Origin of the sequence: Acidovorax radicis N35 (assembly GCF_000204195.1) — a bacterium.
Classification (GTDB): domain Bacteria; phylum Pseudomonadota; class Gammaproteobacteria; order Burkholderiales; family Burkholderiaceae_C; genus Acidovorax; species Acidovorax radicis.
This window is the reverse complement of the sequence record NZ_AFBG01000018.1, coordinates 164,443-183,548: the sequence shown is the minus strand read 5'-3', so window position 1 is coordinate 183,548 and position 19,106 is coordinate 164,443. Positions and strand designations below refer to the sequence as shown.

Genomic DNA, 19,106 nt, shown 5'->3' with positions numbered 1-19,106 from the left:
GGCAAGCGGCCGGGAGCAGCCATTGCGCATTTGCCAGACCAGACGATCAACCTGCACTCGACAACCGTGCCGTCATGTGTCGTACTCGCCGCTGTCCCATGGCTCAAAGAATGCCATGTAGTTCCCGGGCAGCATTTCTACCGCCCACACATCGCCTTCATCTTCTGGTTCTCGAACGACCAGGCCAAAGTCAATTCCGAGATACTCGACCTTGAACGGAACGACCTCCACCCGCTCGAAGGATATGTCCCCGAGACTTGCCAGTCTTTGATCGGCCAGGCTGCGACGGGCACTGTGGTCCAAGCTGGCACGTGGGCCAAAACTATCGATCCTTGCTTCAAGGAGATGTCCGGTTTCGTCGAACACATACAGTGCTACAAACTCACATCCAGGATGGTTTTCACGAGCTGAATCAAACGGTGTAGTCAGAATGAACTGACGCCCGTCTTTGGTGACACCAACGTGCTCTGCATGGTAGTCATCGTGGTCGATGGCTATCAATGTAGGTCTGCCTTCCATGGAATTTCCTTCTGTTGTCTAACGTTGATGTGTTCGGCAAATCTGGCTCTCCACATGCAGGCCGGCATGGATCTTCGGTGCGGAAAATCGCTGTTGCGCCAGGGACCTGCGCTCGCGCTCTGCTCTGCTCTGAATGGATGGAGAGGTTTAACCGATCCAGGAAAGTCTCCGCTGTCGGGTCCGCTTTACACGATCGCTACGGCAGTGTGACAGACTGCTTAGCGCTTGAAAGATGATGCTCTCTTGTGGGCCCGTATCGGAAGTTCATCAGAAGCCTGTGCTCAGCGGCGGATTCTCTCTTGCGAAGTGCTCGCACACCAGCCTCCATGGCTGAGCGCTATCTGGAGGGGCTGTCCTTCTTTCATGCGCAGTGCAAACAGGTGGGCCTGCAACGCCCTCCGCGCCTGTCTCCACGGCCAGTCGGCCAAGAACCAACGCGGAATGCCCCCACCAAAGTCCCCCATCCATCACCCGGGCAATTCCCCAAATACGAGACCTATTCCCCTGTTGTTCCTGCCTTCGATGGAAGCCGATTCAGAGAAGACTAAGACTATTTGTCCGTTGCGGTGATCGCAGGCGCCATCCTTGCAAAAGTTTTGCAGGTGATGGTGTTGTGATTGCCCTATCGAAAAAGGTGGATGCCATGAGAGTTGATGCAGGAACAAGCTACATACACACGGGCCAGCGCCTGCAGGCTTCGGCCGCCGACCATTCGGCCACGTCCTTTTCGGCCGCGCTGGCCGAAACCCAGAAAGAGGGCACCATGCAGGCAGACTTCACCAACATGACCCGCCAGGACATGCGTGATTGGGTCAATACCCAGATTCGCAGCGGGGAAATGTCGCTCGATGACAGCCGGCCCTTCATGGCAATGACCATGAAAATCCCGGTCGGCGGCGGCCAGGGCGGCGAGCTGCCAGCCGAGAGCGACGGTACACGTTACGACTTCACACAGAAGGTGCGTGACGGCATCCAGGGCGCACACTCGCGCAACGACGAAACGTCCCTGAAGATGCTGGAATCAGCCATGCAAATCATCCAGCGGCATCAGGGCCAGGCCATCGGCATTGATATTCGGGCATAAAACACAAAGAGCCGACCGATAAACCGTGGAGCAGGAGTTGGCCCGGTTCCCCGGACCTCTGTGCCACCAAGACAAGCCCCCATACCACCGCGCATTCGGACGAAAGTCAACTTGCAGACGCAGGGCGTTGGGCGGCTTTTGGCGGCCAGTCCCCGTTCGCACCCCATCCACTTGCTGCAATCACTGCATGGCAGCCACCCGTTCCACCAGCCTACTTCAGCACCAAGTCCGCTCGTCGGTTCTTGACACTGCCTTCACCGGTGCTATTGCTGACCAGCGTCGGTAGACGCCGCAAATCACACCCCATCCCTCAAAAATGAGGCCCAGGCCCTTCCTGGGCCAGCGTGTCGTGCGCATTGCGCAGCGGGCAGACCTTGAGCGACAAACAACCGCAGCCAATGCATCCATCCAGCTGGTCACGCAGCGCCGTCAGCGTGCGGATGCGCTCGTCCAGGTCGTCACGCCAGCGGGCGGAGAGGCGGCGCCAGTCGGCCACCGTGGGCGTGCGCCCGGCGGGCAGCGCCTGCAAGGCATCGGCAATGGCGGCCAGGGGCACGCCCATGCGCTGCGCGACCTTGATCACGGCAACGCGGCGCAGCACCGAGCGTGGGTAGCGCCGCTGGTTGCCCGCATTGCGCACGCTGGCGATCAGCCCACGCGATTCATAAAAATGCAGCGCCGACACGGCCAGCCCGCTGCGGCTGGCGACCTCGCCCACCGACAGCTCAGATTGTTCGGATTGTTCGGACTGCGCGCCCGCTACCACACGGGCAACGGGGATGCTGGGCTTGCCTGGCTTCACAACCATTCCTTCAAAGGTTTTCTTCATGGTGATTGACCTCAATTTAACTTGAGGTTTGATACTAGCCCACGAAACCGGTGAAGCCGCCGCTCCTGCGGCGGCCGCCCAGGTTTTCTAGACAATTCCGCTTTTGGTTTCACCGTTACCTCCCACTTCTGGACTTCTGCACCATGCGCCCTGATTCCGCAACGACCCTGCGCCCTGCCACGGCCGCTTCCAAACTCCGCTTCATCAACCCTCCCGGCCTGTACGACCCACGCGCCAATGGCTATACCCATGTGGTGGTGGCGCCCGCCCAGTCGCGCACCGTCTTTGTGGCGGGCCAGGGCGGCGAAAACGCTGCGGGCCAGCTGGTCCCCGACTTTGGCGAGCAGTTGCGCCAGGCATTCACCAACCTGCGCATGGCGCTGGCAGGCGCAGGGGCCAGCGTGCACGACGTGGCCAAACTCACGGTATTGGTGGTGGACCACACCGAACAGCGGCTGGCGCTGTTCAGCCAGGCGGCGCGCAGCCTGTGGCCCGATGGGGCGGCACCGGCATGCACCCTGATCCCGGTGCCCCGGCTGGCGCTCGACGGCATGCTGATAGAAATCGAGGCCACGGCGGTAGTGCCCGCGTGAGCACCGCAAAGGTGACCGCGAAAGCGCCCCGTTTGTGACGTACCATGCCGGCACGGTCCCATTCCGAGACCTTTACAGGAGGCCCTATGGCAAAAGGCGAACAACGCAGCAACAAGATGGCGAAGAAACCCAAGAAGGACAATTCGCTGCCCAAGGAAAGCGGTGGCTCTGACCGCCCCATGCCACCGGTGACCTCCGTCATTCCGCGTGGCAAAGAAAAGAACAAGTAACGCAGTGGCGCGCATGCGCCCACAACCTGCTTGCTATCACATCAATAGCTGCTAGCGCTCTACCATCAAGCGCTAGCAGCTATTTTCATTTGGATTTTCTGCTTCAGCTCTGGGTGCTTGTCGCGTCCGTTTGCACCGCACGGGCGATCCAGTCGGTATCGGGCTCGGGTCGCCCGAAGAGGTAGCCCTGGTACACGATGTCGGGCGCACGCTGGCTCAGGAAGTCTGCCTGCTCGCGGGTCTCGACGCCCTCGGCCACCACACGCAGACCAAAGTGGCGGGCCACCGACAGGATGCCCTCCACCAGCACGCCATCGTCGGCATTGGTCGGTGCGTCGCGCACGAAGGAGCGGTCGATCTTGATCTCCTGGATCGGCAAGCGCTTGAGGTAGGCCAGCGATGAATAGCCCGTGCCAAAGTCGTCCAGCGACATGTCCACCCCCAGCGCCGCCAGTTCGTGCATCTTGGCCACCGCGTCGTCAAAATCGTCGATCACCAGGCCTTCGGTCACCTCCAGCGTCAGCAGGCGCGGGTCGGCACCGGTGGCGGCCAGGATGGCGCGCAGCTGCGGCACAAACCCCGCCTGCCGGAACTGCCGGGCACTCAGGTTGACCGACAGCCGCAACCGGCGCTCCTGAAACACGGGCTGCGCCAGCAGTGCGCAGGCATGGGTGAGCACCCAGCCGCCCAGGCTCACGATGAGGTCAGACTCTTCGGCCACGGGGATGAACACCCCGGGCGCCACCAGGCCGTCGCGCGGATGCTGCCAGCGCACCAGCACCTCGGCGCCGGTGAGCTGGCCCTGCACGTCCACCTGCGACTGCAGGTACAGGCGCAACTCGTTCGCTCCGATGGCCTGGCGCAGTTCGCGCTCCACGCGAAAGCGCTGCTCGGCCGCCTCCCCCATGCCTTGCTCGAAGAAGGCCGCACGCCCGCCACCTGCCTGCTTGGCACGGTGCAGTGCGGTGCCCGCGCGGCGCAGGGCATCGTGCGCGACATCGTTGGCGCTCTGCGGATAGAGCGTGATGCCCACGCTCGCGCCCAGCTGGGCCTCTTCGGCATCGTTGTCCTGCAGGCGCAGCGGCCTCAGCAGCGCGGACTGCAGCTTTTCGGCAAAGGCCAGGGCATGCCGGCCGGCCAGCGAGGCATCTGCGCCCAGGCTGTGGAGCACCACCGCAAATTCGTCGCCCGCCACGCGCACGAGCAGGCCCTGGGCAGGCAGGATCTCGGACAGGCGCAGCGCCACGGCACACAGCAGGCGGTCGCCCGCATCGCTGCCGCGCGCATCGTTGAAGGTGGTGAAGCGGTCCAGGTCCAAGAGCAGCAGCGCGTGCTGCGTGGTGGGCGCCCGGCCCCGGCGCCCCTGCAGCGCGGACAGCCGCTCCATCAGCGTGAAGCGGTTGGGCAGGCTGGTGAGGCTGTCGAAATGCGCCAGGCGGTGGATCTCGCGCGCAGCGCGCTTGCGTTCGGTGACGTCCTGCTTGAGCTCCACATAGTGGGTGACGTGGCCATCGGGCTGGCGGATGGGGGCCACCACCACGGCCTCGGCAATCTCGGCGCCGTCCTTGCGGCGGTTGACCTGCTCGCCCGCCCAGTTCTCGCCGCGCGCCAGCGTATCGCGCAGCCCCTGTAGCTGCGCTGGCGTCAGGCCGTTGCTGGAGATCTGGGCCGACAGCTGGCCCAGTGCCTCGTCGCGGGCATACCCCGTGCGGACGAGGAAGGCGGCATTGACATATTCGATGCGCCCTTCCAGGTCGGTGATGACGATGCTCTCGGGGCTCTGCTCCACGGCCCGCTGCAGCTTGCGCAGCTCGGCATCGGTGGTGGCCAGGCTCGATGCCGTGTGCCGCGCCTCCTGCACGCGGCGCAGGTAGCTGCGCCGCGACAGCAAGGTCGCAGCGGCCGTCACTGCCAGTATTCCGCTCAGGTAGGCCACATACGCCAGCCGGTTGCCATAACGCGCCGGGGGCAGCCAGCCGTGCAGGTCCGCCCAGACAAACAACAGGAACAGCACCCCCGTGGTACCGGTCAGTATCAGTGTGGGCCGCGCCCCCAGGATCCACCCGGCAAACACGATCAGCACCGGGAAATTGAGCAGGTTGGGGCCACGCAACCCCCCATTGGTCGCGGCCACCACCGAGACCACGCCCCACACCCCCCAGATCAGTACCAGCGCAGCCTGGTGCCAGCGGTGCAAGCGGCCCAGCAGCACCGCTATGCCGCCCATCGCGCCCGCGCCCAGATTGAGCAGCACATGGGTCCAGGAAAGGGGCCGGTCCAGCAGCAGCAGGGCCGCAATGAGGGTGCCCGTGAGCATGACCGTCCATGAGCCGGCGCGCACCAACTGCTCAGTGGTGGCATCGTCTCGCTCGGGAGGCCAGGAAGGGTCAACAGGGCGCATGGTGAAGGCGGTGACAGCCAGGCTGGCATAGTAACCCGATACATCGCGACTATCGAGTCTTCGATGTCCACCGCCGGGCAGGCACAGGCCGATGCCCGCCCTGAAATGCGCTTTTTCCGGCTTACTCGCCGTCGCCCGCTGCAGGCTCGCGCACGCCCGAGCCCTTGCCCTGGGCTTTGGTGCGCGCGTCCTTCTTGGCCTGGCGCTTGGCGTCTTCGGCAAGCCCCGCGTCACGCCAGGCTTCAAACTCCAGCGGGGTTTCCCGCGTGATGCGCCCCAGGATGGCGGTGCGGAAGTCGGTCATCACGATCTCGGCCGTCTTTTGCAGGTTGACCCTGCCACCGCCCAGCATGGCGCCGCGCGTTTGCGGCCAATGGCTTCGAGCAGCTCTTCGTCGTGGGCGGCCACGGCCCCCTCGGGCAGGCCCAGCTTGTGGCGCGCCTCCAACTTGGTGATGCCGGCCTCGTCGCCCGTCTTGGCCTGGCGCTTGTTGCTGAGGGTGTTGATCAGCGTGGATGTGCCGACGTTGGGCACACCGCAGATCAGCACGCGCGTGGGCTTGGCCATGCCACCCCGGTTGGGCGACAGCAGGTGGCAGGCTTCAATGAGCTTGCGCGTGGGGGCCGGGTCCGAGGCATCGAGCGGCAAGGCGCGCGTGTCGCTCTGGGCGTTGTACCAATCCACCCACAGCTACCGGTGGTTCTCGATTCGCACCACCGAGGCCAATGCCAACGAGTGCTATGAGGGCGTCTGAATGCCGGCCACCTTCACCACCCTGCGCCAACGCTCCATTTCCCTGCGAATGAAATCGGTGTATTCCGCAGACCGTGATACGACAACCACCAGGCCCTGCGCCTCCAGCTGCTTGCGGGTCTCGGACGCCTTGAAAGCGCTATCCATCTCTTTTTCCAGCCGCCCCACCACGGCGGCGGGTGTGCCTGCGGGGGCAGAGATGCCCACCCACGACACGGCCTTGAAGCCCGGATAACCCACTTCCGAGATGCTGGGCACGTCAGGGAGTTGCGGATTTCTGAACAGGCTGGTGACCGCCAGCGCGCGGAGTTTGCCGCTGCGCACATGGGGGGCCACGGCGTCCAGATTGGTGAACATCATGCCTGCCTTGTTGTCCATCACCGCATCCAACGCGGGCTTGGCGCCGGTGAACGGCACCCCGGTCAGCCCCAGCGTCGTGCAGTTGCGCGTGCCGGATGCTCCGTTCACGCAGGTGCTGATGGTTTGCTTGAGCAACTCCATCGCCAGGTGCCCTGACGACGCATGCACTTGCGCATAGGTGAGTTTGCCAGGCTGGGCCTTGCCCACCGTAATCAGCTCCTGCAGGGATTTGAGCGGCGAATCCGCGCCCACGACCAAAACGTTAGGGCCTTCGGACAGCTGGGAGATGTGCACGAAGTCCTTGAGGGAGTCGTAGTCGAGCCGGGGATTGAGGGCATGGCTGATGGCATTGGTCCCCACGCCAGACAGCACCAGCGTGTAGCCATCCGGCGCGGCACCAGCGGCGGTTTTGGTGCCTTTGCTGTCGGTGTTTTCCACCTGCACCGGCTGCCCCAGCTTGAGCCCCAACTCCTTGGCCATCAACCGACCCAGCTGGTCGCTGCTGCCACCTGCCGGGAAGGGGATGATCAGGCGCAAAGGCTTGGTGGGCCAGGTCTCCTGCGCCATGGCAGGCGCGGAGAAACACACGGACAAAGCGGCTACCACGCACGCTACTGCACTCAAAGTTTGCATGAACAAAATCCCGGTCGTTGTTATCGTCACCGCGATCGCAGGGCCTGCGAGTCGGCGGTGCACAGCACTGCGGCGCCGGTGCGTGGCGCCCTGCTTCACGACGGAGGTATCAGGGCGTCACGCGGCTGGCGAGCAGAGATACGATGTCATATCTCTTAACAGGCGGCCAGCAGGTTTTCCCTATATCCACTGGTGTGGGAGTGGGTGCGGACGCGGTGCGGCCCGCGTGGCAGCTGCCATGGCAAACACCGATGTGCACAGTCCCTGGCCCTCACCGTGACCGGGCGCCTTGGAAGACACCTGACCACAGCTGTCCCGACTGACCCATGCGGGCCAATGGCAACGACTGTGGATGCCATGCATACCCTCCGGGGGTTGTACTATCAGTTCAGCGCGCTCACAGTGCTGCCGGGCGATGAACCGGGTTTATGGCGCATCGCCGGACGACGGTTCACGCACGCCGGAGCCCTTGCCCTTGGAGTGGGTGCGCGCGTCTTTCTTGGCCTGGCGCTTGGCGTCTTCGGCCAGGCCCGCAGCTCTCCACGCTTCAAACTCGGTTGGCGTCTCCAAGGTCACGCGCCCCAGGATGGCGGTGCGGAAGTCCGTCATCACGATCTCGGCCGTCTTTTGCAGGTTCACCCGGCCACCGCCCAGCATGGCGCCGCGTTTGCGGCCAATGGCTTCGAGCAGCTCTTCGTCGTGCATGGATGCCACAGCCCCCTGCGGCAGGCCCAGCTTGTAGCGCGCCTCCAACAACGGGGCGTAGTTCTGCTGCAGGCGGCGCAGCAGCTCCAGCGCCACCAGTTCCTCGTCGTAGGCATTGCGGCCCACGGCGCCGCTGGCGGCCAGGTTGTAGCCACTTTCGGGCACGATGATGCGCGGCCACAGCATGCCGGGCGTGTCCCACAGGTAGAAGTCGTCGGCCAGCGTGATGCGCTGCTCCAGCTTGGTGATGCCGGCCTCGTCGCCCGTCTTGGCCTGGCGTTTGTTGCTGAGGGTGTTGATCAGCGTGGACTTGCCCACATTGGGCACACCGCAGATCAGCACACGCATGGGCTTGGCCATGCCGCCCCGGTTGGGCGACAGCAGGTGGCAGGCGTCAATCAGCTTGCGCGTGGGGGCCGGGTCCGACGCATCGAGCGGCAAGGCACGGGTGTCGCTCTGGGCGTTGTACCAGTCCACCCAAAGCGCCGTGCGCTCGGCGTCGGCCACGTCCTGCTTGTTGAGCACCTTGAGCGTGGGCTTGTGGCCCGTGATCTCGGCCAGCAGCGGGTTGGCGCTGGAGCCGGGCAGGCGCGCGTCCAGCACCTCGATCACCACGTCAATGTCCTTGATGCGTTCGGTGATGGCTTTACGGGTCAGGTGCATGTGACCGGGGAACCACTGGATGGCCATGCGGGGGTACTTTCTTGTGTTTTCGATACTGTCTGAGGGTGGCAAGGATAATCGCGGTCCTCACTTGCCCACGCCGCCGCGTTATTTGACCTCCATGCCAGCACCTCTCGACACCCCGCGCAAAGCCACCGCCAGCAAGGCCGACAAGGAAGTGCTGTTCAAAGGCGTGACCTGCGCACTGATTGGCCTGGTCATCCTGCTGGCGCCCTATGTGGCGCGCTCCGCCAGCGTGCGCGATCTCATGGGCCAGGCGGCCCTGGTGGGCTGGTTTGCGCTCGTGCTGGGCATTGCGTTCGGGGTGCAGTACGGCATGCGCCGCGCCAAGGCCGCGCGCCGCCAGCCGTGATGTTGCCCGGCGCCAGCACACCCGCCCCAGCCCAGGCTGTTGACGGGGCCTCCGCGCAGCAAATGTTTCAGTCTCTGCAGCAACGCGCCGCGCAGGCCGGCATCACGCTGCGCAACCCACCGCCCGAGCCCACCACCTGCTGCGGACGTGGCTGCAATGGCTGCGTGTGGGAGGGGTTTCTGGATGCCGCCGAATACTGGCGGCAAGAGGCGCTGCTGCGGCTGGAGGGCTGAATTTTCAGCCAAATCGGCCTCTAGCGCTTTAAAGATAAGCGCAAGAAGCTATCAAATCAGGAGTGAATGCAGCCTGCGTGCCGCATCACCCGAGCTCCTTCACCGACATGTACTGCTCGCGCCATTCCTCAAACGGCAGTGTGTCCGCCGCCTCGATGGCCTTCTGCGCGGCAATCGATTCATCCGCCATCGCCAGGTAACGTGCCTGCTGCTCTGCCGTCCACGGCAGGCCCAGCAGTGCGTCACGCGCAGCGATGGACTGTTGGCGGGCAAAAGACTCAAAGCTGTGGTGATGCTCGCCCACGATGCTGTCGAGCACACGGGCTGACGGTGTGCGCTCGGGCGCAGACATCAGCGCACGGGCGTCGCGCAGCGCGGCGCTGTAGTCATCCGTGCCATGGGTGGCGTCCAGCGCCGCAGCCAAAGGCGCACACGCGGCCAGCACTTCGGCGCCCCATTCGGTCAGCAACACACTCTGGCCGTTGCGCGAAAGCTGCAAGCCGGGCTCGCGGCCCCGCTCGGCCGTGAGGTGCTGGTTCTGCTTGAGCTCGGCAATTTCGGCTGGTGTGTCGGGCGGGCTGTCGGACAGCAGGCAGTGCAGCAAGAACACATCCAGCAGGCGCATGGTGGGCGCCGTGATGCCCACGGGCACAAACGGGTCCAGGTCCATCAGGCGCACTTCGACATATTCGACGCCGCGTTCGCGCAGCGCATGCAGCGGGCGCTCGCCGGTGCGCACGGTGCGCTTGGGGCGGATGGTGCCGTAGAACTCGTTCTCGATCTGCAGCAGGCTGGTGCCCAACTGGTTGTAGTCGCCGCCCGGGTTGCGCACGCCCACGGTTTCGTAGGCGGGGTACGGCTTGGTCAGTGCTTCGTGCAGCGAGTTGGCGTAGCCCGTGAGGCCGTTGTAGCTCACGGCCAGCGTGGCCTGCGCGTCGCTCTGGTAGCCCAGGCGGCCCATGCGCAGCGAGGTGGCATGGGGCAGGTACAGCGCGCTGCCGCCCTCCATGCGCTGCAGGCGGTGCTCCCGGCCTTCCACAAAACAGGGGCACAGCGCGGGAGAAGCGCCAAACAGGTACAGCAGCACAAACGCGTGCCGGCGGAAGTTGCGGATCAGCGAAAAATACTGCTCGCTGTCCACGCCCGGCAGCGACCAGTTGTAGTGGATGCCCGAAATGGTCTGCATGCGCCGGCCATAACGGTGGCCCAGGCCCATGCGGTACACGCTCTTGGCGCGGCCCACGTTGGAGCTGCCGTAGCGGCCAATCGGAATCGTCTCGTCGGTGGGCAGGCCACAGGGCATGCTGGATGCCCAGAGCAGTTCGCCGCCGCTGTCTTTGAGGGTGTGGTGCACAAACTGGTGCACCTCGGTCAGCTCATCGAGGCATTCGTGCACGCCCTTGCGAGCGCCGGTGATGAGTTCGAGCTGCGACTCGCTGTAATCGGTGGTGATCAGCGGGTGTGTGAGGGCCGAGCCCAGCGCCAGCGGGTGCGGCGTGAGGGCCAGGCCGCCGGTGGGCAACACCCGCAGCCCTTCCTTTTCAATGCCGCGGCGAATCCCTCCCAGGGCGTCCGCCGGGTAGGCGGCCAGTCTCTCGTGCAATTTGCTCATATGTTTATACCGATCCAACTTCTGTCGGCCCGGAACTTAGCACGTTGGGCGCTGGCCCGCCCAGAGGGGCGTCAAGCCCTTGCGGCCAAAGCCTTTCCTACTTCATTGGTTCCTTGGGCTGCACCACTTTGTGGTACTTGGTCACCCGCGCGCTCAGTCACCTCGGCCAGGCGGGCCGCCAGCTGCTCGGGCACGTCGGCACCGATGCCCAGATGAATGCCCTGCGTCAGGGTGATGTGGGCCGCCTCGAAGGTGCCCGCGCCCGCACACAGGATGGTGCGCGTCGGGGCGCTTTCATGGGCCAGCACCAGCATGGCGGGCACCACGGCCTCGGGCTTGAGGGCGTCCAGCACCTCCTGGGGCATCAGGCCTTCGGTCATGCGCGTGGCGGCCGTGGGCGCCAGGGCGTTCACGTGGATGTTGTACTTGGCGCCTTCGATGGCCAGGGTCTGCATCAGCCCCACCTGGGCCAGCTTGGCGGCGCCATAGTTGCTCTGGCCAAAGTTGCCGTACAGGCCGGTGGACGACGTGGTCATCAAGATGCGGCCGTACTGCTGCGCCACCATGTGCGGCCACACGGCCTTGCAGCAGTGGGCGGCGCCCATCAGGTGCACATCCACCACCAGGCGGAAGTCGTCCATGCCCATCTTCGAGAACGACTTGTCGCGCAGGATGCCGGCGTTGTTGACCAGGATGTCCACCCGGCCCCAGGCGTCGATGGCCTGCTGCACCATGGCTTCGACCGCGGCAAAGTCGGTGACGGACGCGCCGTTGGCCAGGGCCTCGCCGCCCGCCGCGCGGATCTCATCGACCACGGCCTGGGCGGCTCCCACGGTGGCACCGCTGCCGTCCACCGTGCCACCCAGGTCGTTGACCAGCACCTTGGCGCCCCGCGCCGCCAGCGCCAGCGCATGCTGGCGGCCCAGGCCGCCGCCGGCACCCGTCACGATGGCCACGCGGCCTTTGAAATCAATACCCATGGTGAAGGTGCTCCTGTTGTCTTGGTGGGTCCACCCATCGGTGGAATAGAAAAGTATCCGGCAGCCTGCCCCAATGTGCTGGCGCCGCGCGCTGCACTGTAAGCCACGCGGCACAGGTCACCGGTTGCGCACGCGACTGAATGAATGCAAGGGCGTGCACTGCGCCCAAAACCCTGCGTCGTCAGGTACCGCGTGCACGGGCACGGCGCATTGGGAATAATTGGCCTCGCCCCCCTCCTCGGGCGCAGCACCTGTTGCGGCACCCGATTGCTCACAATTTCATAGCTATCAGCGCTTATTTGTTAAGCGCAAGCGACCATTTTTACCAAGGATTTCCCATGAAAGCAGTCTGGAACGACGTGGTAGTTGCCGAGAGCGACGACACCGTGGTGGTGGAAGGCAACCACTACTTCCCCGAAAGTGCGCTCCACCGCGACTACTTCACCTTCAGCAACCACAAGACCACCTGCCACTGGAAGGGCCAGGCCAGCTACCTGTCGCTGCTGGTCAACGGCGAAATGAACACCGACGCCGCCTGGTTCTATGCCGACCCCAAGCCCGAAGCCGAAGAAATCAAAGGCCGTGTGGCGTTCTGGAAGGGCGTGAAGGTTTCCGCCTGAGCCACCCGCAGCCCACGGCCTGCGGGTTATCCCTTTCAGCACTGGACAATCATGTGGATAAGTTTTGACAAGCCTTGTATGACAGTGCCAAGTGCTTGATTTGTAAGGGCACACCCTGCGATGCCTCATTTTTAGGCAGCACACAAAATCATGGCAATGGTTATCCCAGCCTGCACTGGACAATGGTGTGGATAACCTTGGATAAGCCTTGTATGACAGTTTTAAGTGATTGATTTACAAGGACTATCTTTGTAACGCTTAAAAAACAGGCAATACGGATATCTGTTCTGATCCGCCCTCCGACACCTTGCAGAGCCTCCCCAAAACCCCCGGTTATCCCTGCCGACACTGGACAATGGTGTGGATAACCTTGCACAAGCTTTGTATGACAGTCTTAAGTCATTGATTTACAAGGAAACTCCTTGTACCGCTTAAAAAACAGGCAACACCGTACGGGCAAGGCGCCTGCGGTACAGTCCACGTCGGCGCTCTTCGGAATGCTCTTTATTTCATAGCTACCAGCGCTTTATAGACAAGCGTCAGCGGCCAAAAACACTCAGAATTCCCCGTGCCCATCCCTCCCCTCCAGCACAGCCCTGCCGCCGAACGCAACCAGGGCCCCATCCTGGCGCAGCTGCTGGCCCTGCTGCCGCCCGCCGGCGCCGCGCTGGAGATTGCCAGCGGCACCGGCCAGCATGCCGCACACTTTGCCGCCGCCCTGCCCGGCTGGACCTGGCAGCCCACCGACCAGCAGGCCACCCACTTTGGCTCGATCACCGGCTGGGCCACCCAGGCCGGCGCCGCCAACGTGCGGGCGCCGCTGCGGCTGGATGTGCTGCAAAGCCCGTGGCCCAGCGAGGGCCCGGCGTTTGGCGCCGCCTCGTTTGACCTGATCTACTGCGCCAACATGCTGCACATCGCCCCCTGGGCCTGCTGCGCGGGGCTGATGCAAGGCGCCGCCCGGCACTTGGCGCCGGGTGGCTGCCTGGTCACCTACGGCCCCTACCTGGAAGACGGCGTGCCCACGGCCCCGGGCAACCTGGCCTTTGACACCAGCCTGCGCGCGCAGGACGCCAGCTGGGGCATCCGCCACATCGACGACGTGGCCGCTGTGGCCGCCCAGGCCGGCCTGCAGCTGGCCGCACGGCATGCGATGCCGGCCAACAACCTGCTGCTGGTGTGGACCAGCGCCCCACCCGCCACTGCGGCCTGACCAACTTCTTTTCTTCTGACGGAACTGCCCCATGAGCACCCCGACCGCCGCCCCCTTCTTCATCGCCAAGGTCGAACCCGACGGCCAACAATGCGACGCCTGGCCCGAGCAGCCCCTGCTGCTGTCGCTGGAGCAAGGCGGCATCGACTGGCCCAGTTCCTGCCGCAACGGCACCTGCCGCACCTGCATGGGCCAGCTGGTGGAAGGCAGCGTGCGCTATGCCATCGAATGGCCGGGCCTGACGGCCGAAGAAAAGGAAGAAGGCTGCGTGCTGCCCTGCGTGGCATACCCTGCGTCGGACGTCGTTCTGCAAGGCAGTGCCATCTGATCTGCGTCAGGCACACCCCCGTTTGAATACGAACCGGGGCGCGGTGCACTAAAATCGCACATTCGGGGGCAAGGGAGCCTCTGCATGAATCGCGCGGCAGTGTGCGCTGCGGATCGGGATGGGTTGCAAAGCGCAAAGCGCAGCAATAGCGGGGCTATTGCGAGCATTTGCAACGCAGCAGACCGCCCGAGACCGCAGATGCACGCAGCGCGATTCGTGCAGAGGCTCCCTCAGCCCCTTTGACGTGCGGCAGCGCCGCATCGCATGTTCTTTGGGTTGGTTTCTTGGGGGCACCGCTGCCTTCGGCCACGGGAACCTGTGCTGCAGCACACCGCCAGCAGGCAAATCGCCAGCGGCCCCCTCTGAAAGCCCAAGCCTTCCATGACCTCCCCCCTCACCCCCGTGCCGATCTCCCCCGTCGAGGACATCGTGGCCGAGATGCGCGCCGGGCGCATCGTCATCCTGGTGGATGAAGAAGACCGCGAAAACGAAGGCGACCTGGTCCTGGCCGCCGACCATGTGACGCCCGAGGCCATCAACTTCATGGCGCGCTTCGGCCGGGGCCTGATCTGCCTGACATTGAGCCGCGAGCGCTGCGAGTTCCTGAAGCTCCCCCCCATGGCCGCACGCAACGGCACCGTATACAGCACGGCCTTCACCGTCTCCATCGAGGCCGCCGAGGGAGTGACCACCGGCATCTCGGCCGCCGACCGTGCCCGCACCGTGCAGGTGGCGGTGGCCCGTGGCAGCCAGCCCTCCGACCTGGTGCAGCCCGGCCACATCTTCCCGCTGCAGGCGGTGGACGGTGGCGTGCTGATGCGTGCAGGCCATACCGAAGCCGGTTGCGACCTGGCTGCCATGGCCGGCTGCAGCCCTGCGTCGGTGATCTGCGAGATCATGAAGGACGATGGCACCATGGCCCGCCTGCCCGATCTGCAGCTGTTTGCCGCCGAGCACGGCCTCAAGATCGGCACCATCGCCGACCTGATCGAGCACCGCAGCCGCAATGAAACGCTGGTCGAAAAAGTGGGCCAGCGCACGCTGCAAACCGCCTACGGCGAGTTCACCGCCCATGCCTTCCGCGACAAGCCCAGCCAGGCGGTGCACCTGGCGCTGGTCAAAGGCCAGTGGAGCGCCGACGACGTGGTGCCCGTGCGAGTGCACGAGCCGCTGTCGGTGTTCGATGCACTCGAAATCAACCGCTCCATGCACTCGTGGGGCCTGGACACCAGCCTGCAATACCTCAACGCACAAGGCAAGGGCGTGGCGGTGCTGCTCAACTGTGGCGAAAGCGCGGGCCAGCTGCTGGCGCAGTTTGAAGGCACGGCCCGCTCCGCCCAGGCGCCCGAACGCGGCCGCATGGACCTGCGCACCTATGGCGTGGGCGCACAGATCCTGCGCGAATGTGGCGTGCACAAGATGGCCCTCATGGGCCAGCCGCGCCGCATGCCCAGCATGACTGGCTACGGCCTCGAAATCACCGGTTTCATCCCCAAAGAATAAAGAGCAATACCACTATGTTTGGCGCAGAAAAAGGCACCGCAGACCGCCTGGACGGCAAAAAACTGCACATCGGCATCGTGCAGGCCCGCTTCAACGAGAGCATCACCAACACATTGGCCGCGGCATGCCGTGCCGAGCTGCTGGCCCTGGGCGTGCAAGAAAAGCACATCAAGCACGTGCTGGTGCCTGGCGCACTGGAAGTGCCCGTGGCCTTGCAGGCCATGGCCGAAAGCGATGAGTACGACGCACTGATTGCGCTGGGTTGCATCATCCGTGGCGAGACCTACCACTTCGAACTGGTGGCCAATGAATCCGGCGCGGGCGTGACCCGCCTGTCGCTGGACTACCAGATCCCCATTGCCAACGCCATCATCACCACCGAAAACCTCGAGCAGGCCATCGCCCGCCAGACCGAAAAAGGCACCGATGCCGCCCGCGTTGCGGTGGAAATGGCCAACCTGCTGGACGAACTGTCATGAGCGAAAACACCCCCACGCCGTCGCCGGCACGCCCTCCCAAGCAAGTCCGTACCGGCCTCAAGAGCACGGGCGTGCGCAAGGCAGCCTCCAAGTCCAACCGCAGCCGCGCACGCGAGTTCGCGCTGCAGGCCCTGTACCAGCACCTGGTGGGCGGCAACACGCCCGAAGCCATCGACGCATTCACGCGCGACCTGGCGGGCTTTCACAAGGCCGACTCGGTGCACTACGACGCGCTGCTGCACGGCTGCATCAACACCGCCGCCGACCTGGATGCGCTGATCACCCCGCTGCTGGACCGCAAGATGGCCGAGATTTCGCCCATCGAACATGCGGTGATGTGGATCGGCGTGTACGAGTTTCAGCACTGCCTGGATGTGCCCTGGCGCGTGGTGCTCAACGAATGCATTGAGCTTGCCAAAGAGTTTGGCGGCACCGACGGCCACAAGTACGTGAATGCCGTGCTCAACGGCCTGGCCCCCAAACTGCGCACGCTGGAAGTGGCCGCCGACAAGGCCTCGGGCACCGCGCCCTCCGCGCCCGTTGACGAAGCCTGAGCGCACCGCCGCCCGCTCCGGAGCGTGCCATCTGCCGCCACGCCCGGTGCCCTCCCCCTTGAGTTTCCGAGCAACACCCGACCCGCTCGGGCAGGACACCTTCCCATGAAGTTTTCCACGCGCGCCGAGCGCATCGAACCGTTCTACGTGATGGAAGTGGCCAAGGCCGCGCAGGCCCTGGCCCGCGAGGTGGCAGGCACGCGCGAACCGATGATTTTTCTGAACATCGGCGAGCCGGACTTCACCGCCCCGCCGCTGGTGCAGGAGGCCGCAGCCCGCGCCGTGCACAGCGGCGCCACGCAATACACCAATGCATTGGGCCTGGACGCCTTGCGCGAGCGCATCAGCGGCTGGTACCAGAGCCGCTTTGGCGTGAACGTGCCCGCACGCCGCATCGTGGTGACGGCCGGCGCATCGGCCGCGCTGCAACTCGCATGCCTCGCGCTCATCGAGTCGGGCGACGAGATCCTGATGCCCGACCCGAGCTACCCCTGCAACCGCCATTTCGTGAGCGCCGCAGAAGGCAAGGCCGTGCTGCTGCCCACCACGGCGGCCGAGCGCTACCAGCTGAGCGCCGACAAGGTGCGCGCGGCCTGGGGCGAGAAGACGCGGGGGGTGTTGCTGGCCTCGCCCTCCAACCCCACGGGCACCTCGATTGCGCCCGATGAGCTGCGCCGCATCCATGAGGTGGTGCGCGCACACGACGGCATCACGATGATCGACGAGATCTACCTGGGCCTGTCGTACGAGGAAGAGTTTGGCCACACGGCGCTGGCCATCGATGAGAACATCATCAGCATCAACAGCTTCAGCAAGTACTTCAACATGACCGGCTGGCGCCTGGGCTGGATGGTGGTGCCAGAGGCCATGGTGCCGGTGGTCGAACGGCTGGCACAAAACCTGTTCATTTGCGCCAGCACCGTGTCGCAACACGCGGCGCTGGCCTGCTTCGAGGCCGAGAGCATTGCCGAATACGAACGCCGCCGCGCCGAATTCAAGGCGCGGCGCGACTACTTCATCCCGGCCCTGCAATCGCTGGGCCTTTCAGTGCCGGTGATGCCCGACGGGGCCTTCTACGCCTGGGCGGACTGCACGCAAGCCGCCGAGCGCCTGGGCGTCGCCTCTGGCAAGAACTGCAGCTGGGACTTTGCGTTTGAGCTGATGCGCCGCGCGCACATCGCGGTAACGCCAGGGCGCGACTTTGGCACCGCCGAGCCGGAACGCTTTGTCCGTTTTTCCACCGCCAATTCCATGGCGCAGCTGCAGGAGTCGGTGGCGCGGCTGCGCAGCGTGCTGGGGTAACGCGCGATGGCGTTCGAGTTCCCGATTCGCGTCTACTGGGAGGACACCGATGCCGGTGGCATCGTGTTCTATGCCAACTACCTCAAGTTCTTTGAGCGTGCGCGCACTGAATGGCTGCGCTCGCTGGGCGTGGGGCAACAGCGGCTCAAGGAACAAACCGGCGGCATGTTTGTCGTAACCGATGCGCAGCTGCGCTACCACCGCCCCGCACGGCTGGACGATGAACTGATTGTTACCGCAGCCCTGCAGGCCACCGGCCGCGCATCGTTGACAATAGTGCAGCGTGCGCTCCTGAAACCAGAGCAGATGACCGAACAAGCCCCGTTGCTGCTGACCGAAGGCACCATCCGCATCGGATGGGTCGATGCCGCCACCATGCGCCCCGCAAGAATTCCGAGCCCCCTCCTGGAACAACTCACACCATGAACTCCCAAAACATGTCCATCATCTCCCTGGTGCTGCACGCCAGCTGGGTGGTGCAACTCGTCATGCTGCTGTTGCTCGGCGTATCGGTCGCCAGCTGGGCCGCCATCTTCCGCAAGCTGTTTTCGCTCAAGCGCGTCAAGACCTTGAACGAAGACTTCGAGCGCGAGTTCTGGTCCGGCACCAGCCTCAATGACCTGTACGCCAGTGCCGCACAAAACTCCAGGCAGGCAGGCCCCATGGAGCGCATCTTCGCCAGCGGCATGCGTGAATACCAAAAACTGCGTGAGCGCCGCATCGTGGACCCCGGCACCCTGCTCGACGGCGCACGCCGCGCCATGCGCGCGAGCTTCCAGCGCGAGATGGATGTGGTGGAGTCGAGCCTGTCGTTCCTGGCTTCGGTGGGCTCGGTCTCGCCGTATGTGGGCCTGTTTGGCACCGTGTGGGGCATCATGCATGCGTTCACCGGCTTTGCGGGCATGGAGCAGGTCACGCTGGCCACGGTGGCCCCCGGCATCGCGGAAGCCCTGGTGGCCACCGCCATTGGCCTGTTCGCGGCCATCCCGGCCGTGATCGCCTACAACCGCTTTGCCCGCGACATTGACAGGGTGGCCACGCACCAGGAGACCTTCATCGAAGAGTTCTCCAACATTCTTCAGCGCAACCTGGGCGCCCAGCCAGCGCCCACCACCGGCCACACGGCCTCGGGGCACTGA

The 19,106-nt window shown here is 64.6% G+C and carries 21 protein-coding genes and 1 pseudogene; 14 read left to right on the top strand and 8 right to left on the bottom strand.

Translation table 11 applies throughout. From position 1 onward, the window contains the following. Window positions 1–72 precede the first annotated feature (72 nt). Window positions 73–519 carry a hypothetical protein gene (locus ARADN35_RS27230; protein ID WP_010460276.1) on the bottom strand — a complete coding sequence of 149 codons (447 nt, stop codon included), beginning with the start codon at window positions 517–519 and terminating at the stop codon, window positions 73–75. A 613-nt stretch (window positions 520–1,132) separates the two neighbouring features. On the opposite strand from ARADN35_RS27230, the gene ARADN35_RS0106405 reads away from it, so the two are divergent. Beyond that, the gene (locus ARADN35_RS0106405) at window positions 1,133–1,603 is read left to right on the top strand and encodes a hypothetical protein (protein WP_208856815.1); all 471 of its coding nucleotides are present in this window, start codon (window positions 1,133–1,135) and stop codon (window positions 1,601–1,603) included. Between the two features lie 310 nt (window positions 1,604–1,913). Here the strand turns inward: ARADN35_RS0106405 and soxR are convergent, their stop codons facing one another. Then, a complete protein-coding gene (soxR, locus tag ARADN35_RS0106400) occupies window positions 1,914–2,432 on the bottom strand; it encodes a redox-sensitive transcriptional activator SoxR (RefSeq protein WP_010460272.1) in 519 nt (172 codons plus the stop codon). 143 nt (window positions 2,433–2,575) lie between these two features. Between soxR and ARADN35_RS0106395 the strand changes: the two genes are divergently transcribed. Further along, entirely contained in the window at window positions 2,576–3,025 is a 450-nt protein-coding gene (locus ARADN35_RS0106395) for a RidA family protein (RefSeq protein ID WP_010460269.1), read from the top strand. A gap of 86 nt (window positions 3,026–3,111) precedes the next feature. After that, entirely contained in the window at window positions 3,112–3,255 is a 144-nt protein-coding gene (locus ARADN35_RS28255; RefSeq protein ID WP_010460267.1) for a hypothetical protein, read from the top strand. Between the two features lie 103 nt (window positions 3,256–3,358). Here ARADN35_RS28255 and ARADN35_RS0106385 read toward each other — a convergent pair whose 3' ends face one another. The 4 genes and pseudogenes from ARADN35_RS0106385 to ylqF all read right to left on the bottom strand — a co-directional run bounded on the left by ARADN35_RS0106385 (window position 3,359) and on the right by ylqF (window position 8,797). Continuing rightward, window positions 3,359–5,656 carry a putative bifunctional diguanylate cyclase/phosphodiesterase gene (locus tag ARADN35_RS0106385; protein ID WP_029413526.1) on the bottom strand — a complete coding sequence of 766 codons (2,298 nt, stop codon included), beginning with the start codon at window positions 5,654–5,656 and terminating at the stop codon, window positions 3,359–3,361. A 121-nt stretch (window positions 5,657–5,777) separates the two neighbouring features. Beyond that, window positions 5,778–6,343: pseudogene (locus ARADN35_RS27225) on the bottom strand (YlqF/YawG family GTPase); the annotation flags it as partial. 51 nt (window positions 6,344–6,394) lie between these two features. Further along, window positions 6,395–7,402: a Bug family tripartite tricarboxylate transporter substrate binding protein gene (locus tag ARADN35_RS0106370; RefSeq protein ID WP_029413522.1), complete on the bottom strand. Its 1,008-nt coding sequence runs from the start codon at window positions 7,400–7,402 to the stop codon at window positions 6,395–6,397. 426 nt (window positions 7,403–7,828) lie between these two features. Then, entirely contained in the window at window positions 7,829–8,797 is a 969-nt protein-coding gene (gene ylqF / locus ARADN35_RS0106365; protein WP_010460254.1) for a ribosome biogenesis GTPase YlqF, read from the bottom strand. A gap of 94 nt (window positions 8,798–8,891) precedes the next feature. Here ylqF and ARADN35_RS0106360 point away from each other — a divergent pair, with 94 nt between their 5' ends. Beyond that, on the top strand, window positions 8,892–9,143 hold the full coding sequence (locus tag ARADN35_RS0106360; RefSeq protein ID WP_029413519.1) for a hypothetical protein: 252 nt from the start codon (window positions 8,892–8,894) through the stop codon (window positions 9,141–9,143). Then, entirely contained in the window at window positions 9,143–9,376 is a 234-nt protein-coding gene (locus tag ARADN35_RS25970; RefSeq protein ID WP_010460250.1) for an oxidoreductase-like domain-containing protein, read from the top strand. The genes ARADN35_RS0106360 and ARADN35_RS25970 overlap by 1 nt, the downstream gene beginning before the upstream one ends. Before the next feature lie 85 nt (window positions 9,377–9,461). Here ARADN35_RS25970 and gshA read toward each other — a convergent pair whose 3' ends face one another. Beyond that, window positions 9,462–10,988, bottom strand: coding sequence for a glutamate--cysteine ligase (gshA, locus tag ARADN35_RS0106350; protein ID WP_010460248.1), 1,527 nt, complete (start codon window positions 10,986–10,988; stop codon window positions 9,462–9,464). A 71-nt stretch (window positions 10,989–11,059) separates the two neighbouring features. Beyond that, the gene (locus tag ARADN35_RS0106345) at window positions 11,060–11,968 is read right to left on the bottom strand and encodes an SDR family NAD(P)-dependent oxidoreductase (protein ID WP_010460245.1); all 909 of its coding nucleotides are present in this window, start codon (window positions 11,966–11,968) and stop codon (window positions 11,060–11,062) included. A 338-nt stretch (window positions 11,969–12,306) separates the two neighbouring features. Between ARADN35_RS0106345 and ARADN35_RS0106340 the strand changes: the two genes are divergently transcribed. The 9 genes from ARADN35_RS0106340 (at window position 12,307) to tolQ (ending at window position 19,106) form a co-directional block, all read left to right on the top strand. Next, the gene (locus ARADN35_RS0106340) at window positions 12,307–12,588 is read left to right on the top strand and encodes a DUF427 domain-containing protein (RefSeq protein ID WP_010460243.1); all 282 of its coding nucleotides are present in this window, start codon (window positions 12,307–12,309) and stop codon (window positions 12,586–12,588) included. 568 nt (window positions 12,589–13,156) lie between these two features. Then, window positions 13,157–13,801 carry a DUF938 domain-containing protein gene (locus ARADN35_RS0106335; RefSeq protein ID WP_010460241.1) on the top strand — a complete coding sequence of 215 codons (645 nt, stop codon included), beginning with the start codon at window positions 13,157–13,159 and terminating at the stop codon, window positions 13,799–13,801. Between the two features lie 31 nt (window positions 13,802–13,832). Next, complete coding sequence (locus ARADN35_RS0106330; RefSeq protein ID WP_010460239.1) at window positions 13,833–14,129, top strand: 2Fe-2S iron-sulfur cluster-binding protein; 297 nt, start codon at window positions 13,833–13,835, stop codon at window positions 14,127–14,129. Between the two features lie 381 nt (window positions 14,130–14,510). Then, window positions 14,511–15,632 (top strand): bifunctional 3,4-dihydroxy-2-butanone-4-phosphate synthase/GTP cyclohydrolase II, encoded by a 1,122-nt coding sequence (gene ribBA, locus ARADN35_RS0106325; protein ID WP_010460237.1) that lies wholly within the window; start codon window positions 14,511–14,513, stop codon window positions 15,630–15,632. A 14-nt stretch (window positions 15,633–15,646) separates the two neighbouring features. Further along, window positions 15,647–16,111 carry a 6,7-dimethyl-8-ribityllumazine synthase gene (gene ribH / locus ARADN35_RS0106320; RefSeq protein ID WP_010460235.1) on the top strand — a complete coding sequence of 155 codons (465 nt, stop codon included), beginning with the start codon at window positions 15,647–15,649 and terminating at the stop codon, window positions 16,109–16,111. Further along, complete coding sequence (nusB, locus tag ARADN35_RS0106315) at window positions 16,108–16,665, top strand: transcription antitermination factor NusB (protein ID WP_010460233.1); 558 nt, start codon at window positions 16,108–16,110, stop codon at window positions 16,663–16,665. The genes ribH and nusB overlap by 4 nt, the downstream gene beginning before the upstream one ends. A 105-nt stretch (window positions 16,666–16,770) precedes the next feature. Continuing rightward, a complete protein-coding gene (locus ARADN35_RS0106310) occupies window positions 16,771–17,967 on the top strand; it encodes a pyridoxal phosphate-dependent aminotransferase (RefSeq protein ID WP_010460231.1) in 1,197 nt (398 codons plus the stop codon). A gap of 6 nt (window positions 17,968–17,973) precedes the next feature. Beyond that, window positions 17,974–18,393 carry a tol-pal system-associated acyl-CoA thioesterase gene (ybgC, locus tag ARADN35_RS0106305; RefSeq protein WP_010460229.1) on the top strand — a complete coding sequence of 140 codons (420 nt, stop codon included), beginning with the start codon at window positions 17,974–17,976 and terminating at the stop codon, window positions 18,391–18,393. After that, window positions 18,390–19,106 (top strand): protein TolQ, encoded by a 717-nt coding sequence (tolQ, locus tag ARADN35_RS0106300; protein WP_010460227.1) that lies wholly within the window; start codon window positions 18,390–18,392, stop codon window positions 19,104–19,106. The genes ybgC and tolQ overlap by 4 nt, the downstream gene beginning before the upstream one ends.

Excerpts from the sequence above, each read along its gene's own strand:
- ARADN35_RS27230 (WP_010460276.1), bottom strand. The coding sequence starts at position 519 with ATGGAAGGCAGACCTACATTGATAGCCATCGACCACGATGACTACCAT.
- soxR (WP_010460272.1), bottom strand. The coding sequence starts at position 2,432 with ATGAAGAAAACCTTTGAAGGAATGGTTGTGAAGCCAGGCAAGCCCAGC.
- ARADN35_RS0106395 (WP_010460269.1), top strand. The coding sequence starts at position 2,576 with ATGCGCCCTGATTCCGCAACGACCCTGCGCCCTGCCACGGCCGCTTCC.
- ARADN35_RS28255 (WP_010460267.1), top strand. The coding sequence starts at position 3,112 with ATGGCAAAAGGCGAACAACGCAGCAACAAGATGGCGAAGAAACCCAAG.
- ARADN35_RS0106385 (WP_029413526.1), bottom strand. The coding sequence starts at position 5,656 with ATGCGCCCTGTTGACCCTTCCTGGCCTCCCGAGCGAGACGATGCCACC.
- ARADN35_RS0106370 (WP_029413522.1), bottom strand. The coding sequence starts at position 7,402 with ATGCAAACTTTGAGTGCAGTAGCGTGCGTGGTAGCCGCTTTGTCCGTG.
- ylqF (WP_010460254.1), bottom strand. The coding sequence starts at position 8,797 with ATGGCCATCCAGTGGTTCCCCGGTCACATGCACCTGACCCGTAAAGCC.
- ARADN35_RS0106360 (WP_029413519.1), top strand. The coding sequence starts at position 8,892 with ATGCCAGCACCTCTCGACACCCCGCGCAAAGCCACCGCCAGCAAGGCC.
- ARADN35_RS25970 (WP_010460250.1), top strand. The coding sequence starts at position 9,143 with ATGTTGCCCGGCGCCAGCACACCCGCCCCAGCCCAGGCTGTTGACGGG.
- gshA (WP_010460248.1), bottom strand. The coding sequence starts at position 10,988 with ATGAGCAAATTGCACGAGAGACTGGCCGCCTACCCGGCGGACGCCCTG.
- ARADN35_RS0106345 (WP_010460245.1), bottom strand. The coding sequence starts at position 11,968 with ATGGGTATTGATTTCAAAGGCCGCGTGGCCATCGTGACGGGTGCCGGC.
- ARADN35_RS0106340 (WP_010460243.1), top strand. The coding sequence starts at position 12,307 with ATGAAAGCAGTCTGGAACGACGTGGTAGTTGCCGAGAGCGACGACACC.
- ARADN35_RS0106330 (WP_010460239.1), top strand. The coding sequence starts at position 13,833 with ATGAGCACCCCGACCGCCGCCCCCTTCTTCATCGCCAAGGTCGAACCC.
- ribBA (WP_010460237.1), top strand. The coding sequence starts at position 14,511 with ATGACCTCCCCCCTCACCCCCGTGCCGATCTCCCCCGTCGAGGACATC.
- ribH (WP_010460235.1), top strand. The coding sequence starts at position 15,647 with ATGTTTGGCGCAGAAAAAGGCACCGCAGACCGCCTGGACGGCAAAAAA.
- nusB (WP_010460233.1), top strand. The coding sequence starts at position 16,108 with ATGAGCGAAAACACCCCCACGCCGTCGCCGGCACGCCCTCCCAAGCAA.
- ARADN35_RS0106310 (WP_010460231.1), top strand. The coding sequence starts at position 16,771 with ATGAAGTTTTCCACGCGCGCCGAGCGCATCGAACCGTTCTACGTGATG.
- ybgC (WP_010460229.1), top strand. The coding sequence starts at position 17,974 with ATGGCGTTCGAGTTCCCGATTCGCGTCTACTGGGAGGACACCGATGCC.
- tolQ (WP_010460227.1), top strand. The coding sequence starts at position 18,390 with ATGAACTCCCAAAACATGTCCATCATCTCCCTGGTGCTGCACGCCAGC.